Origin of the sequence: Kitasatospora sp. NPDC048286 (genome assembly GCF_043201735.1) — a bacterium.
Classification (GTDB): domain Bacteria; phylum Actinomycetota; class Actinomycetes; order Streptomycetales; family Streptomycetaceae; genus Kitasatospora.
In genome coordinates this window covers 60,969-75,099 of record NZ_JBICZE010000003.1, presented here as the reverse complement: position 1 = coordinate 75,099, position 14,131 = coordinate 60,969, and the positions used below count along the sequence as shown (strand labels likewise).

At 74.3% G+C, this 14,131-nt stretch carries 10 protein-coding genes and 2 pseudogenes; 6 read left to right on the top strand and 6 right to left on the bottom strand.

The window, feature by feature from the left end:
* Window positions 1-12: 12 nt before the first annotated feature.
* Window positions 13-276, bottom strand: coding sequence for a dsRBD fold-containing protein (locus ACGF13_RS08195; RefSeq protein WP_392870299.1), 264 nt, complete (start codon window positions 274-276; stop codon window positions 13-15).
* Window positions 277-540: 264 nt separating this feature from the next.
* Here ACGF13_RS08195 and ACGF13_RS08190 point away from each other — a divergent pair.
* Window positions 541-1,380: pseudogene (locus ACGF13_RS08190) on the top strand (DMT family transporter); the annotation flags it as partial.
* A gap of 239 nt (window positions 1,381-1,619) precedes the next feature.
* A pseudogene (locus tag ACGF13_RS08185) lies at window positions 1,620-2,180 on the top strand (DUF6629 family protein); the annotation flags it as partial.
* A 101-nt stretch (window positions 2,181-2,281) separates the two neighbouring features.
* On the opposite strand, the gene ACGF13_RS08180 reads toward ACGF13_RS08185, so the two are convergent.
* Together ACGF13_RS08180 and ACGF13_RS08175 are read right to left on the bottom strand one after the other, a co-directional pair.
* Entirely contained in the window at window positions 2,282-3,640 is a 1,359-nt protein-coding gene (locus ACGF13_RS08180) for an MFS transporter (RefSeq protein ID WP_392870296.1), read from the bottom strand.
* The gene (locus ACGF13_RS08175) at window positions 3,637-4,257 is read right to left on the bottom strand and encodes a helix-turn-helix domain-containing protein (protein WP_392870293.1); all 621 of its coding nucleotides are present in this window, start codon (window positions 4,255-4,257) and stop codon (window positions 3,637-3,639) included. Before ACGF13_RS08175 ends, ACGF13_RS08180 begins: the two co-directional genes overlap by 4 nt.
* Window positions 4,258-4,590: 333 nt before the next feature.
* On the opposite strand from ACGF13_RS08175, the gene ACGF13_RS08170 reads away from it, so the two are divergent.
* Both ACGF13_RS08170 and polX read left to right on the top strand, forming a co-directional pair.
* Window positions 4,591-5,313 carry a sensor histidine kinase gene (locus ACGF13_RS08170; RefSeq protein ID WP_392870290.1) on the top strand — a complete coding sequence of 241 codons (723 nt, stop codon included), beginning with the start codon at window positions 4,591-4,593 and terminating at the stop codon, window positions 5,311-5,313.
* Window positions 5,314-5,493: 180 nt separating this feature from the next.
* Window positions 5,494-7,224, top strand: a complete 1,731-nt coding sequence (gene polX / locus ACGF13_RS08165; RefSeq protein ID WP_392870287.1) for a DNA polymerase/3'-5' exonuclease PolX — start codon at window positions 5,494-5,496, stop codon at window positions 7,222-7,224.
* A gap of 149 nt (window positions 7,225-7,373) precedes the next feature.
* On the opposite strand, the gene ACGF13_RS08160 is transcribed toward polX, so the two are convergent.
* Both ACGF13_RS08160 and ACGF13_RS08155 read right to left on the bottom strand, forming a co-directional pair.
* Complete coding sequence (locus ACGF13_RS08160) at window positions 7,374-8,252, bottom strand: carbohydrate kinase family protein (RefSeq protein ID WP_392870284.1); 879 nt, start codon at window positions 8,250-8,252, stop codon at window positions 7,374-7,376.
* 3 nt (window positions 8,253-8,255) lie between these two features.
* Entirely contained in the window at window positions 8,256-9,221 is a 966-nt protein-coding gene (locus ACGF13_RS08155; RefSeq protein ID WP_392871636.1) for a pseudouridine-5'-phosphate glycosidase, read from the bottom strand.
* Between the two features lie 344 nt (window positions 9,222-9,565).
* Between ACGF13_RS08155 and ACGF13_RS08150 the strand changes: the two genes are divergently transcribed.
* Window positions 9,566-11,230 carry a peptide-N4-asparagine amidase gene (locus ACGF13_RS08150; RefSeq protein WP_392870281.1) on the top strand — a complete coding sequence of 555 codons (1,665 nt, stop codon included), beginning with the start codon at window positions 9,566-9,568 and terminating at the stop codon, window positions 11,228-11,230.
* A 384-nt stretch (window positions 11,231-11,614) separates the two neighbouring features.
* On the opposite strand, the gene ACGF13_RS08145 is transcribed toward ACGF13_RS08150, so the two are convergent.
* Entirely contained in the window at window positions 11,615-12,313 is a 699-nt protein-coding gene (locus ACGF13_RS08145) for a response regulator (protein WP_392870278.1), read from the bottom strand.
* An 88-nt stretch (window positions 12,314-12,401) separates the two neighbouring features.
* On the opposite strand from ACGF13_RS08145, the gene ACGF13_RS08140 reads away from it, so the two are divergent.
* Window positions 12,402-13,985 carry a purple acid phosphatase family protein gene (locus ACGF13_RS08140; RefSeq protein WP_392870275.1) on the top strand — a complete coding sequence of 528 codons (1,584 nt, stop codon included), beginning with the start codon at window positions 12,402-12,404 and terminating at the stop codon, window positions 13,983-13,985.
* Window positions 13,986-14,131 lie beyond the last annotated feature (146 nt).

Genomic DNA, 14,131 nt, shown 5'->3' with positions numbered 1-14,131 from the left:
GAGTAGATCAGCTCAGTAGATCAGGTAACCCGGACGGTGCCCTTCGTCGTCGATCTCCCCGGTGGCCTGGGTCCGCAGTTTGTGGGCCAGTTCCTCCAGGGCCCGGGAGGCCGCGACCTCCTCGCCGATCCTGGCGAGCGGACGGTCGTCCGCGCTCTTCGTGGACTCGCCGTGCGCGCTCAGGCCGGGCGCCCTCGCGCCGGTCAGCCTGGCCTCGCACGTCGTGTGCACGCCGTCTTCGTCGAAGTTCAGCTCCACGTCCCACTGGTTGTGCATGCCACACCTCCTGGCGGCGGCCCCCGTCGCGCTGTCCGGACCGGCACGGACGGAGACCCGCGGCGGCCGCTCTCACCAGCGTGCGCCTGCCCGGCCGATGGCGGCAAGCGCTGCCGGGGGCGCCCGGCGCCCGCCGCGCCGTGTCGTCGCGCGACCGGCCCGGGCACCGGCCCGGCGGTAGGCTGACGGGAGCGGCCGCGACGCCCGACCCACCCCTCGGACTCGTCGGCGCGGCGCGGGCAGCGACAACCTGGTGGTCCCTCCGTGGCGGTCTTCCTCCTCGCTCTCAGTGCGGCCTGCTGTCTGGGGCTCGGCTTCGTCCTCCAGCAGCACGCGGCGCAGCGAGCCCCGCGTTCCGATCTGCTGCACTGGCGGCTGCTGCTCGACCTGATGCGGATGCCGCAGTGGCTGCTCGGCACCGGGTTCATGGTCAGCGGGCTGATCCTCTCCGCGCTCGCCCTCAACCAGGGCGAGGTATCGCTGGTCGAGCCGCTGCTGGCCACCAATCTGATCTTCGCCATGGCGCTGGCCCGGGTGTTGACCCGTCAGACCCTGGGACGCTCCGGCTGGGCCGGGGTGCTGCTGCTGGCCCTCGGGGTGACGGCCTTCATCGTGGCCGGGCAGCCGACGGGCGGCGGGCCGCTCGCCGGGGAGCTGCGGCACTGGCTGGTGGTCGGAACGGTGGTCGGGCTGGTCCTGCTCCTGGTCTCGATGGCCCGGCGGCTGCCGCTGTTCGAGGAGGCGACCCTGCTGGCGCTCGCCGCCGGACTGCTCTACGGCCTCCAGGACGCGCTGACCCGGACCACCACCCAGCGCCTCGACCACGACGGCCTGGCCGCGGTGCTGCGCAGCTGGCAGCCGTACGCGGTGGTGGTGGCGGGGGTGGTCGGGCTGCTGCTGGTGCAGAGCGCCTTCGAGGCCGCGCCGCTGCGGATGTCCCTGCCTGCGCTGACCGCCGCCCAGCCGCTGGCCGGGATCGCCTGTGCGGTGGGCTTCCTCGGCGACCGGTTGCGGGTGACTCCGGCCGCGCTGGCCTGGCAGGCGGCCGGGATGCTGGCGATCGTGGTCGGGGTGATCGTGATCGGCCGCCATCCGGCGATGCCCGGAACCGCCCGCGACACCCTGGAGAGCATCGGGGCGTTGCCGGAGGAACCGGAGAAGGTCAAGACGGAGGAGAAGGCGGAGGAAGCAGCGGGAGAGAAAGCGCAGGACGAGGCGCGGGGGGACGCGCGGGGGGACGCGCGGGGCGGACCGGAGGAGAAGCCGACCGGCGATCCCCCAGAGAGCGGCCGCCCCGGGAGCAGCGGTTAGGCCGCGAGTGCTGGAGCGCGCGGGCGGACGCCGTGGCCGGTGGGGTGGTCGCGCTCGCGGGGGTGGCGTGCCTGGTCCGTGCCCACCGGGCCGGCCGGCCCGAGCGTCTTCCGCTCGCCGCACTCCCCCTGGTGCTGGGCCTGCACCAGGTGATCGAGGCGCTGGTCTGGCTCGGTACGGAGGGCGGGCTGCCGGACGGCCTCGCCGGCGCGGCCCGTACCGCCTGGGCGGTCGCCACCCTGCCGCTGCTGCCCGTGTTCGTTCCCGCCGCCGTGTGGTGCGCGACCAGCGGGCCGCGCCGACGGGTGCTCGCCGCGCTCACCCTGCTCGGTGCGGCGGTCGCCGTCCCGCTGGCCGTGGCCGTCGTGTCCCACCCGGTGACGGCCACCGTGCGCGGCCACACGCTCGGCTACGCGGTCGGCGTACCGAACCCGGCCCTTCTGCCGGCCGGTTACCTCCTCGCCACCATCGGCTCCTCCCTGGTGAGCGGCGACCCGCTGCTCCGCCGTCTCGGTCTCCTCACTGGTGCGGGTGCCGTCGCCTGTGCTCCGCTCCGGCGCCTCGCCTTCGTCTCCACCTGGTGTGCCCTCGCTGCCCTGGCCGGCCCGGTGCTGCTTCACTGGGCGGGCCATCGCCCGGCGGGCGCGCCCGCCTCCGCCGCCGGCCGGGCCCGTCAGCCGCGCCGACGGGCGGCTTACGCGCTGTGCGCCGGTTCCGGCTCGGCCGCCGCACCGCCCGCGCTGCCCGCCTCGCCTGCGCCACCCACGTGCCCACGGAGGCGGTCCATCTCGCGCCACTCGGGGCGCAGCCCGGCCAGCGTGGTGGTGGCGAAGTACAGGGCTCCGCTGACGATCAGGCTGGGTATCAGCCCGACCATGGCGACCGCCGCACCGGCGACCAGCCCGCCGAGCGGGATGCCGGCCCAGGCGAGGGAGCCGCTGAGGGCCTGGACGCGGCCCAGCAGGTGGCGGGGCACTCGCTCGAAGAGCACCGCGCCGAGGATCGGGTTGAGGAAGCCCGCGCCGAAGCCGCCGATCGCGAAGACGGTGATCACCAACCACATCGGCGCGCCGAGGGCGAGCACCAGGAAGCGCGGTACGCCGCACAGCAGGAAGCCCGCGAAGAAGACCGTCCGGCGGGGCAGCCGGGAGGCGACGGCCGCCGCTATCAGGCTGCCGACGACGGCGGTGGCGCCCATGACGGCCGCCATCAGGCCGATGGCGGCCGGGCCGTTGCCGGACTCCCGCGCCCAGACGGGGACGAGAACGGTGGTGAAACCGGCGTCGATCAGGTTGGTGATGCCGACCATCACGGTGACGGTGAGCAGCAGCGGCTCCGAGCGCAGGAAGGTGAAGCCCTCGCGGAACATCCGCCAGTAGCCCGCGGGCTGCTCCTCCGCGGCCGGGTTGGCGGCAGCGGCGGGCACCGCCGAGCGCCCCATGCCGCGCGGGAGCGCGACCGCGATGATCAGCGATCCGAGCGCGAAGGTGCCCGCGTTGACCGCCAGCCCGGCGAGCGGGCCGACCAGGGCGACCAACCCGCCGCCGACCGCCGGGCCGACGGTGGAGGCCAGCCGCTCGGCGACACCCGACAGCCCGGTGGCGCGCTCCATCGGCACCCGGGCGCGGTCGGCCGCCTCCGGGACCATGACGGACTTGGCCAAGTCCCCCGGGCCACGCATCGCCCCGATCACCGCGACCATCACCAGCAGCACCCAGAACGGGAGCAGCCCCTGCGCGTGCAGCAGCGGGATCAGCCCGGCCGCGACCGCGCTGACCGCGTCCGTCGTCCAGGACACCGTCCGCGGCCCGAGCCGGTCCACCAACGGCCCGGTCAGTGCCTTGACCGCCACGTACGGCGCCATCTCGGCGAAGGCGACCAGGCCCGTCATGGTGGCGCTGCCGGTGGTGGCCAGGACGAACCAGGGCAGGGCGATCGCCGAGACGCGGGTGCCCGTCACCGAGACGACGGAGGCGGTCAGCACCCCGGCGAGCGGGCGGAAGTTGCGCCCGGGTTCGTCGGTGGCGGTTCTCGTGGTGGTGGTGCTCGTCATGTGGTTCCCCCCTCGTCGGTGTCGTCGCGCACGTCCGGCAGGACGTGGACGACGACGGACACCTGCTCCGATCCCTCCGGGACCGGCCCCTCGGCGCCCACCCAGCGGTAGCGCCGTATCACTTCGCTCAACTCGCCGGACAGCTGCTCGGCCTCGGCGGGCGTCAACTGCAGTACCAGATCGCTCAGGTTCACCGCCTTGCGCCAAGGCCGCGGCATCGCCTCGAAGGCGTCCAGCGTGCGCTGGGCCGCCAGGGTGTGCGCGGCCAGCACGGACCGCAGGTACCCGGCGGCCTCGCCCAGCTGCTCGTCCGCCATGTCGTCCACCGTCCAGACCGTGAGCCGGTGGGCCGAACGCCACCAGCGCTCGCGGGCGTTGCCGCGCCCCTCGTCCTCCTCGACGAAGCCCGCGGCGGCGAGCTGGCGCAGGTGGTAGCTCGTCGCGCCGGAGTTGATCCCCAGCTCCGCGGCGAGCCGCGTCGCCGTGGAGGGGCCGTACTTGCGCAGCAGCCCCACCACCCGCAGACGTACGGGGTGTGCCATCGCCCGCATGCTCTCGGCGGTGAGGGCGACGGCGCGCTGGTCGTCGCTGTGCTTCCAGCCGTGCTCTTCGGTCATGGCAGGAGACTAGAACCGCAAAGAGTTCTTTGCAAAGGGTTTTTTGCGAAGAACTCTTTGCAGTTCGGCTCTGCGGTTCGACTCTGCGGTCCGGCTTCTGCGGTCCGGCTCCGTGCGGTTCGTCGAACGGGACCGCGCCCGGGCTCCGGCCCCGCCGGTCGGCGGGTACCCGGCCGGCCGCTCGGCGGGGGCCCCGGGACGGACCGCGGACCGGAGCGGGATTGTCACCCGGGCGGCCGAGGGCGCAGGCTGGCAGGAAGGGCCCGGAGGTCGGCCCGCCGCGGTCGGCCGCGGATCGGATGACGGCCGCCGGGGAGCACGAGGGGCAGGGCGATGGCACGCGGGAGGCTCTGGGGCTACGTCGCGTCGGGAGCCCGGGCGCTCGGCGCGCTCGGCGGCACCGTCGGGGCCGTCGGGGCGGGCGGCACCGGACGCCGGGGCGGACCCGGACGGGTGGGCGCACGGGCGAGGGCCGAGGCCGAGGAGGGCCCCGGCCCGTACTCGCCGGGCGCGCCGGCCGCGCCCAGGGCGCTCAGCCGCACCGAGCTGGAGCGGCTGCGGTGGACCGGCCGGCAGGAGGGCTGCGAGCCGATGGCCCGGCACGTCCAGGTGGCCGAGGTGCTCCGCCGGGTGGTGCGCGGCGGCGACCGGGCGGCGGCCGTGACGGTGCGGGTGGCGCCCGGACTCCCGGTGGTGGCCGGGGACGCCCGCCGGCTGGAGGCCGCCGTCGCCGGCCTGGTCGACCACGCGATCCGGCGCAGCCCGCCGGGCGGCCGGGTGCTGGTCCGGGCCGACGTGGCGGGCGGCGCCTCCGTGCTGCGGGCGCCCGGCAGGCCGGCGGAGACCCTCGGCCGGGTGGAGATCCGGGTCTCCGACCAGGGCGCCCACGAGCCCTCCGAGGCACGCGCGTGGCTGATCGGGGGCGGGCGGACGGACGGCCCGGTGGGTCCCGCCCTGCGGAGCCTGGTGGTGGCCTCGGGCGCCCGGCTCGCGGTGGAGCCCACCCCCGGCGGCGGGCTCACCGTCATCCTGCTGCTGACCGTCGCGCACGACTGACCCCGGGACGACCGACGACCGCGACCCCCTGTACGGCCGCCCCCGGGAGTCCGCCCCCGGGAGACCGGCCCCGTACGACCCGCGGAGTACCGCCCGCCCACCTCCGCTCCACCCGGCGGAGCGCAAACCCGGCGGAGCACACACCCGGCAGGCCCATGCCGCCGACCCTAGACTTGCCCCATGCCCCGGCTCAACGACCAGGTCAGGGAACTGCTCCAGGAGTACGCCGACCTGATCAACATCACCGGCGGGGACGCCTTCCGGGCCCGCGCCTACGAGAAGGCCGCCCGCGCGGTCGGCGGCCACCCCGAGGACCTGGCCGACCTGGACGTCAAGGGCCTGCAGCAGATCCCCGGCGTCGGCAAGTCCACCGCCGAGAAGATCGCCGAGTACCTCGCCACCGGGACCATCCCCGCCCTGGAGGCGCTGCGCGCCGAGATCCCGTCCGGCGTACGGGAGATGATGGCCGTCCCCAGCGTGGGGCCGAAGCGCGCCCTGGCCCTCTACCGCGACCTGGGGATCGCCTCGGTGGACGAACTCGCCGCGGCCGCCCGCGCCGAGAAGCTCGCCGACCTGCCCGGCTTCGGCGAGCGCAGCGGCGAGAAGATCCTGCACGGCATCGATCTGATGCGGCAGTCCGGCGGCCGCACCCTGCTGGACACCGCCACCGAGCTGGCCGAGCAGCTGGTCGCCGCGCTCTCCGCCGTCCCCGGCTGCACCCGCTGCGCGTACGCGGGCTCACTGCGCCGGATGCGCGAGACGGTGGGCGACATCGACGTGCTCGCGACCGCCGAGGACTCCGCCCCGCTGATGGCCGCGCTCACCGAACTCCCGTACGTCGCCGAGGTGATCGGCAGCGGAAGCACCAAGACCTCGGTCCGTACCACCCAGGGCGTACAGGTGGATCTGCGGGTCGTACCGGAGGAGGACTGGGGAGCGGCGCTGGTCTACTTCACCGGTTCGAAGGCGCACAACATCAAGCTGCGCACGATGGCCGTCCGGGCCGGGCTGAAGCTCTCCGAGTACGGGTTGTTCGAGGTGGACGGCGGCGCCAAGGTGGTCTCGGAGACCGAGGACGAGGTGTACGCGGCACTCGGCCTTCCGTGGATCCCGCCGCCGCTGCGCGAGGACCGGGGCGAGATCGAGGCCGCGCTGGACGGCGGACTCCCGGACCTGGTCCAGGAGTCCGACCTGCGCGGCGACCTGCACACCCACACCGACCTGACCGACGGGCTGGCCACCCTGGAGGAGATGATCGACACCGCCGCCGCCCGCGGCTACTCCTACTTCGCCGTCACCGACCACGCCCCGGACCTGGTGATGCAGCGGATGACGGACGAGAAGATGCTCGCCCAGCGCGGGCAGCTGCGGCAACTCGCCGACCGGCACAAGAAGTTGCGACTGCTGCACGGCACCGAGCTGAACATCGGCCCGGACGGCGGAGTGGACTGGCCGCCCGGGTTCCTGGCCGGCTTCGACGTCTGCGTCGCCTCCGTCCACTCGCACTTCGCCCTGGACCGGGCCGCCCAGACCCGTCGGCTGATCCGCGCCTGCGAGAACCCGTACGTGCACGTCATCGGCCACCTCACCACCCGCCGGATCGGCCGGCGCGGGCCGATCGACGTCGACCTGGACGCGGTGTTCGAGGCCGCCGCGCGCACCGGCACCGCGATCGAGATCAACAGCTCCCCGCAACGGCTCGACCTGCGCGACGAGGACATCCTGCGGGCCAGGCGGCACGGCGTGCGCTTCGCCGTCGACAGCGACGCGCACGCCACCGGCCACCTCGCCTACCCGCGCTACGGCATCGGCACGGCGCAGCGCGGCTGGCTCACCGCCGAGGACGTGATCAACACCTGGACCTGGCAGAAGCTGAAGCACTTCCTCCGCAAGGACGCGGTGCCCAAGTAGCTCCGGGCCCCCAGTAGCTCCGAGCCCCACGTAGCCCCGAGGCCCGGGTGGCTCCGGGCCCCAGGTGGCTCCGGGACGCCAGTAGCGCCGGGCCCGAGCGACCCCGGGCCCGCACCCTCGACCGCGCTCGGCGGAAGCCCGCCGAAACGTCACTCCCCGCCCCAGGAGGCCCCGGGCGAGGCCAGCACCCGGGCCGCGCCGCGGTGCCCGAGCCCGACCGCGTGCCCGAGGTCCCCGGTGTCCAGGAAGCCGGCCAGGAACCCCGCCGCGAAGGCGTCCCCGGCCCCCGTGAGGTCCCGCACCTCGGCCACCGGCGGCACCGGCACCACGAGCAGCGGCTCACCGGGCACGTCGACGGCGGTCGGCCCGGCGCCCGCCTTGGTGACGACCGTGGTGACCGCCAGCCGGGCGCGCTCCGGCCCGGGCAGACCGTCCACCAGCAACCCGAGGAACTCCGACTCGGAGCGGTCGGCGAACACGAAGGTCGGCGCCAACCCGGCCAGCAGCGCGAGGAACCGCTCCCGGCCGAACCTCTCCAGCATGCCGGTCGAGGAGGCGTCCACCGAGGTGGTGCCGCCCGCCCGCCGGACCCGGGCGAGCGCGTCGACGGCCGTGCTGCCGACCGGCTCGCCGTCGAAGGAGTAGGCCGGCACGTGCAGGTGAGTCAGCCCGGTCAGCCACGCGTCCGGGACCCGCTCCAGCAGCGTGGCGGCGCCCCGGTCGGGCAGCATGGTCCGCTCGCCGTCCTGGTCGATCAGCACCACCACGCTGCCGGTCCGGCCGCGCCGGGAGACCCGTACGTCGACGCCGTGGCCGGTCAGTTCGGCGACGAGGCCGTCCCCGACCGCGTCCGCGCCGACGCAGCCGAGGAAGCGCGCCAGGTGCTGTCCGGCGGCGAAGCAGGCGACGTTGGCCGCGCTGCCGCCGCGCCGGCGGAACACCCGGGCGCCGGAGTCGGTGCCGCGGCGCAGCGGGCCGTCGGCCCAGACCACGATGTCCTCGACGAGGTCACCGAGCACCCCCAGCACGGCTCAGGCCCCGGTCTCGGTGGGGACGGCCGAAGCGGTGCCACCGGCGCCGGCGGCCATGCCACCAGCACCACCCGCCGCCAGCGCGGTCGCGATCTCCCCGCCGAGCCGGACGTTGCCCCGGTACACCTCGACGTTGACCTCCAGGCTGCGCCCGCCGGTGTCCCGCCGGATGAAGTCGAGCAGGAACGGCGTGGAGGCCTTGCCGGTGACGCCCTGCCGCTCGGCCTCGGCCCGGGCGCGCGTCAGGATGCCGTCCAGCTCCTCCGGCGGCAGCTGCTTGCCCGGGTCGACCGGGTTGGCGATCAGGACGGCCTGCGGCAGGGCGAGCCGGTCGCGGGCCTCGATGACCCTGGCGGCCTGCTCGGGCGACTCCACACTGAAGTTGATCTCGTGGCCGGAGTCGGTGACGTAGAAGCCCGGGTACTTGCGGGTGCGGTAGCCGATGACCGGGACGTTGTGGGTCTCGAAGCGCTCCAGGGTGGCCCGGATGTCGAGGATGGACTTCACGCCCGCGCTGATCACGGTGACCGGGGTGGCGGCCAGGGTGGTGATGTCGGCCGACTCGTCGAAGCTCTCCGAGGCGCCGAAGTGCACGCCGCCCAGGCCGCCGGTGGCGAAGACCCGGATGCCGGCGCGGTGGGCGAGGAAGGCGGTGGCGGCGACGGTGGTGCCACCGTGCCGACCGAACGCGGCGACCACCGGGAGGTCGCGCAGGCTCACCTTCTCCAGGCCGTCGGTGGTGGACAGTTCGGTGATCTGCTCGGTGCTCAGCCCGACCGTGGGCACCCCGGCGTGCACCCCGATCGTGGCCGGGACGACGCCCACCGCCCGCAGCCGCTCCTCCGCCTCCAGCGCGACGGCCAGGTTGCGCGGCCTCGGCAGGCCGTGGGTGAAGATGGTCGACTCCAGGGCGACCACCGGCCGGCCGGCCGCGAGGGCCCGGGCGACCTCCTCGGACACCTCGATGGCGGAGGTGGCAGAGGTGGCGGAAGCGGCGGAAGTAGCGGAAGCATCGGAAGTAGCAGGAGCGGCGGGGCGAAGTCCGGTCATGATGCGAACTCTCTGTGAGGATGCCACTACGGCGGAGCAGGATGCCGCTCAGCGTATGGACGGTTCGCACCGGCAGCCAGGGTGCGTCCCCGGGGTCGCACCCGCCGGCCTCGACGAAAGCGGGCCGCCACGCCGCCGGAGGCGCGGCGACGGACGGACGCCATCCCTTGACGCTGGCATGCCACCCCCGGAAGGATTCCCGGATCATCCGACCGGCCCGCGGCACCCGTCCGCGGGCCGCCCGACCCCGGGAACCCGCCTTGGCCCTGCGCCCGTTGCTCCGCCGCGCCGCCGGTCTGGTCGGCGCCGCCGTCCTCACCCTGGCCGGCACCCTCACCGCCGCCGGTCCGGCCCACGCCGACTTCGGCACCGACTACCACGACCCGGTCACCGCCACCAAGCCGCTCACCCGCCCCGACACCCGCTCCTGCACCGTCGAGGTGATGCACGAGCGCGAGTTCCGCAACGGATACGGCAACCCGCCGGACACCCCGTACACCACCACCCTCACCCCGCCCGCCGACTGCGCCGGCCCCTGGTCGGCGGTGGTCCTGGACCTCCACGGGCAGGTCGCCGGGCGGCAGTTCGACCGCATCTTCAGCGTCCGCGTCGGCGGCGTCCAGGTGCTGCTCTCCTCCACCCCGGAGCCGTCCAAGGACGGCATCGCCTGGAACGTCGAGCACGACGTCACCCGCTACGCCCCGCTCCTCGCGGACGGCCCGCAGGACTTCTCCTTCGACCTCGCCAACGTCACCGACGCCACCTACACGGGCGTCTTCACGATCAGCGCGAGCCTGAGCTTCTACACCGCGGACGAACACTGGCCGGCCGCCCACACCGCCGACCGGCTGCTCACCACCGGCCCGTTCGGGCTCACCCAGGCCGCACCCACCGCCGGACGGGACCTCACCTTCCCGCGGAACCTCGAACGCCTCACCGCCGAGGTCTACGCCCGAGGCGGCGGCGCCTGCGAGGAGTTCGCCTACGCCTCCGCGCCGGACGCCTTCGCCGCCGCCAACCCGGGCACCGGCATCTGCGGCAAGGGCCCGTTCCGCGAGCTGCGGCTCACCGTGGACGGCCGGGTGGCCGGAGCCGTCTGGCCGTACCCGGTGATCTACACCGGCGGCTGGGACCCGCTGCTCTGGCGGCCCGTGCCCGGTGTCTTCGCCTTCGACCTGCCCGCCTACCGGCTCGACCTCACCCCGTACGTCGGGCTGCTGCTGGACGGCCGACCGCACACCGTGGGCGTCACCGTGAACGCCGCCGAGGCGCAGAGCAACGACGTCTGGACCGGCCAGGTCAACCTCTTCGCCGAGACGGACCACGGCGCCGCCAGCACCACCGGACAGCTCACCGACCACCGGGTCGCCCCGGAGGCCACCGTCGCCACCGACCTCGCCGACCACGGCGGCGGCAGCGGCGACTGGACGGTCACCGCCACCCGAAACGACCTCGCCCGGGGCTGGGTGCAGACCTCGCACGGCCGGATCACCACCGAGGTCCGCGACGAACTCGCCTTCCGCTCCACCCAGCGGCTGCGCGACGGCGGCAACGACCTGACGCTGCGCAACGGCACCGATCTCACCCGCACCACCTCCACCTGGGGCGGCGGCCCGCACCGCACCACCACCGTGCACGAGGGCGAACCGCTGGACGTCTCCTACCGGGTGAGCCGGGACGCGGCCGGCAACAGCGACCAGAGCACCACCATGGAACTCGGCTACCACCGCGAGGCCACCGCGGCGACCGGCGGCCACGTCACCGAGCGCTCCACCGTCGACCACACCCTGCGCCCCACCGCCGTGCGGCACGACGGGGACCGCACCGTCCGGACCGGCAGCAGCACCGAGGAGTACCGCAGCACCGGGCCCGAGGGGCCGTACCAGCGGACGCTGAGCTTCGTGGACGGCTGGCCGCGTACCTGAAACCCGCATGACCGAAGCCCGCGCAGCCGAAGCCCGACTGCCCGGGTTGTGAAAATTGCCCGGATTCGTGCCGTACACCCCTGGTGCACGGCGCGTGGGAGGCGCATCATGGGAGATGGACCTGTGAGGCAGCTGAAATAGTTCGACCGCAGGAGGCAGTGGCGACAGATCGAGACGGATCAGGGTCTGCCGCTGGGCACTACCTCGGTCGACGATCGAACTACAGGCCGGAGGACACCACGTCCGGAGGCCACCCCAGTCTCACAGGTTCCACGCGTCCACGGAGCATCCCCTCGGCCCCGTGGACGCGTTCCCGTCCCTTCCTTTCCGTGGTCCCTCCCGTGGCCGTCACCGCGCCCGTGGCCGTTCCTGGGCCCGCGGCCGTTACCGAGCCGCCCAGCCCATCTCCCAGGCGTGCACCGCGATCCCGACCCGGTTCGTCACCCCGAGCTTGCGCTGGATGCTGGCCACGTGGGTCTTCACCGTGCCCGGTGAGATGAACAGCTCCGCGGCGATGTCCGCGTTGGTACGGCCCGCCGCGACGTGCCCGGCGATCTCCACCTCCCGCTCGGTCAGCGACACCACCGGCGCCGCCTGACGGCGGTCCGGGCGGCGGTCCTGACGGCGCGGCACCGTCACGTGCCGCAGCAGCCGGACGGTGACCGACGGGCTGATCAGGCTCTCCCCGTCCGCAGCCGCCCGTACCGCCTCGGCCAGCAGGGACGGGCCGGAACGCTTCAGCAGGAAGCCGGACGCCCCGTGCCGCAGGGCCGGGTACACGTACTCGTCCAGGTCGAAGGTGGTCAGCACCACCACCCGCACCGGCTCCGCCACCCCCGGACCGGCCAGCCGCCGGGTCAGCTCCAACCCGTCCATCCGCGGCATCCGGATGTCCACCAGCGCGACGTCCGGCCGCAGTTCGGCCGCCAGCTCCAGCGCGGCCAGCCCGTCCGCCGCCTCGCCCACCACCTCGATGTCCGGCTGGGCCGTCAGGATCCTTCGCACACCGCGCCGGACGGCCTCCTGGTCGTCCGCGATCAGGGTGCGGATCACCCGCCGGTCCTCGCCGTTCACACTCGTCACGCCCAGCAGTGTGGCGCACGGGTGAGCCGCGGGAAAGTTCACGCGGCGGACCGTGCGCGGTTCACCTTCGTCCGGTGGGCTGGCCGCCATGAACGAATCCAGTGGACGTCTCTCCGTCAGCCGCCGCGGCCTCCTGGCCGGTGCGACCGGCGTCGGCCTCGGTGGCGCCGTGTCCCTCTCGGGCCTCTCGGCCACCCCCGCCGCCGCCTCCCCGGTGCTGTGGCAGCGGCCGGGCCGCTCCGGCGCGCCGCGCGTGGCGGGCCTGCACCTCCAGTTCGGTTCGGACGCCTCGCGCGAGGTGGTGGTCTCCTGGCACACCACCAGCTCGGTCGGCAACCCCCGCGTGATGTACGGGACTTCGAACAACGGCTTCGGCCGGACGGTCCAGGCCGCGACCCGCACCTACCGGGACGCCGCCTCCGGCACCGAGGTCCGGGTGCACCACGCCCGGCTGACCGGCCTGCACGCCGACACGGACTACGTCTACGCCGCCGTCCACGACGGCGCCACCCCCGAGCTCGGCACCGTCCGCACCGCCCCGCGCGGCCGCTCCGCCTTCACCTTCACCAGCTTCGGCGACCAGGGCACCCCCACCCTCGGAAAGAAGACCGCCACCGGCTACGTGAACGACAACCTCGGCAGCCCCGCCGCCGGCGACACCACCGCCGGGGTCGAGCGGATCGCCCCGCTGTTCCACCTGCTCAACGGCGACCTCTGCTACGCGAACATCGCCACCGACCGGGTCCGCACCTGGTCCGACTGGTTCGAGAACAACAGCCGCTCGGCCCGCCACCGCCCCTGGATGCCGGCGGCCGGCAACCACGAGAACGAGAAGGGCAACGGCCCGATCGGCTTCGGCGCCTACCAGGCGTACTTCGAGCTGCCGGACGCCCGCTCCGACGCCGAGACGGCCGGCCTCTGGTACTCGTTCACGGCCGGCTCGGTGCGCGTGATCAGCCTCAACAACGACGACGTGGCCTACCAGGACGGCGGCAACAGCTACGTCCACGGCTACTCCGGCGGCGCCCAGCAGCGCTGGCTGGAACGGGAGTTGATCGCGGCCAACGCCGACCCGGAGATCGACTGGATCGTGGTCTGCATGCACCAGGTGGTGATCTCCACCGCCGACAAGTTCAACGGCGCCGACCTCGGGATCCGCGAGTCCTGGGTGCCGCTGTTCGACAAGTACGGCGTGGACCTGGTGGTCTGCGGCCACGAGCACCACTACGAGCGCTCGCACCCGCTCCGCGGCCAGCAGCCGACCGACACCCGCACGCCGATCCCGGTCTCCACCGACACCCGCACCATCGACACCACCAAGGGCACCGTCCACATGGTCATCGGCGGCGGCGGCACCTCCGCCCCGTCCAACCAGCTCTTCTTCGACCCGCCCAAGGCCCGGGTGATCACCGGCGTCGGCACCGTCGACCCGGCCACCGGCAAGCGCCCGCCGGTGTACGTGATCGAGGACGCCCCCTGGTCCGCCTTCCGGGACGCCGACAACCCGTACGGCTTCGCGTCCTTCGACGTCGACCCGGGCGGCCGCAACGGGCAGACCACCATCGGCGTCACCTACTACTCCGTCAGCGGCCCGTACGGGGACCTCGTCCCGGTCGACCGCTTCACCCTGACCCGCCCGCGCGGCACCCGCGGCGGCGGCCGGGGCCACTGACCCACCGCACCCGCCCCCGAGGCACGCCTCAGCGTCCCGGCAGGGAGCAGCTGACCCGCCCGCGCGGCACCCGCGGCGGCGGCCGGGGCCACTGACCCACCGCACCCGCCCCCGAGGCACGCCTCAGCGTCCCGGCAGGGAGCAGC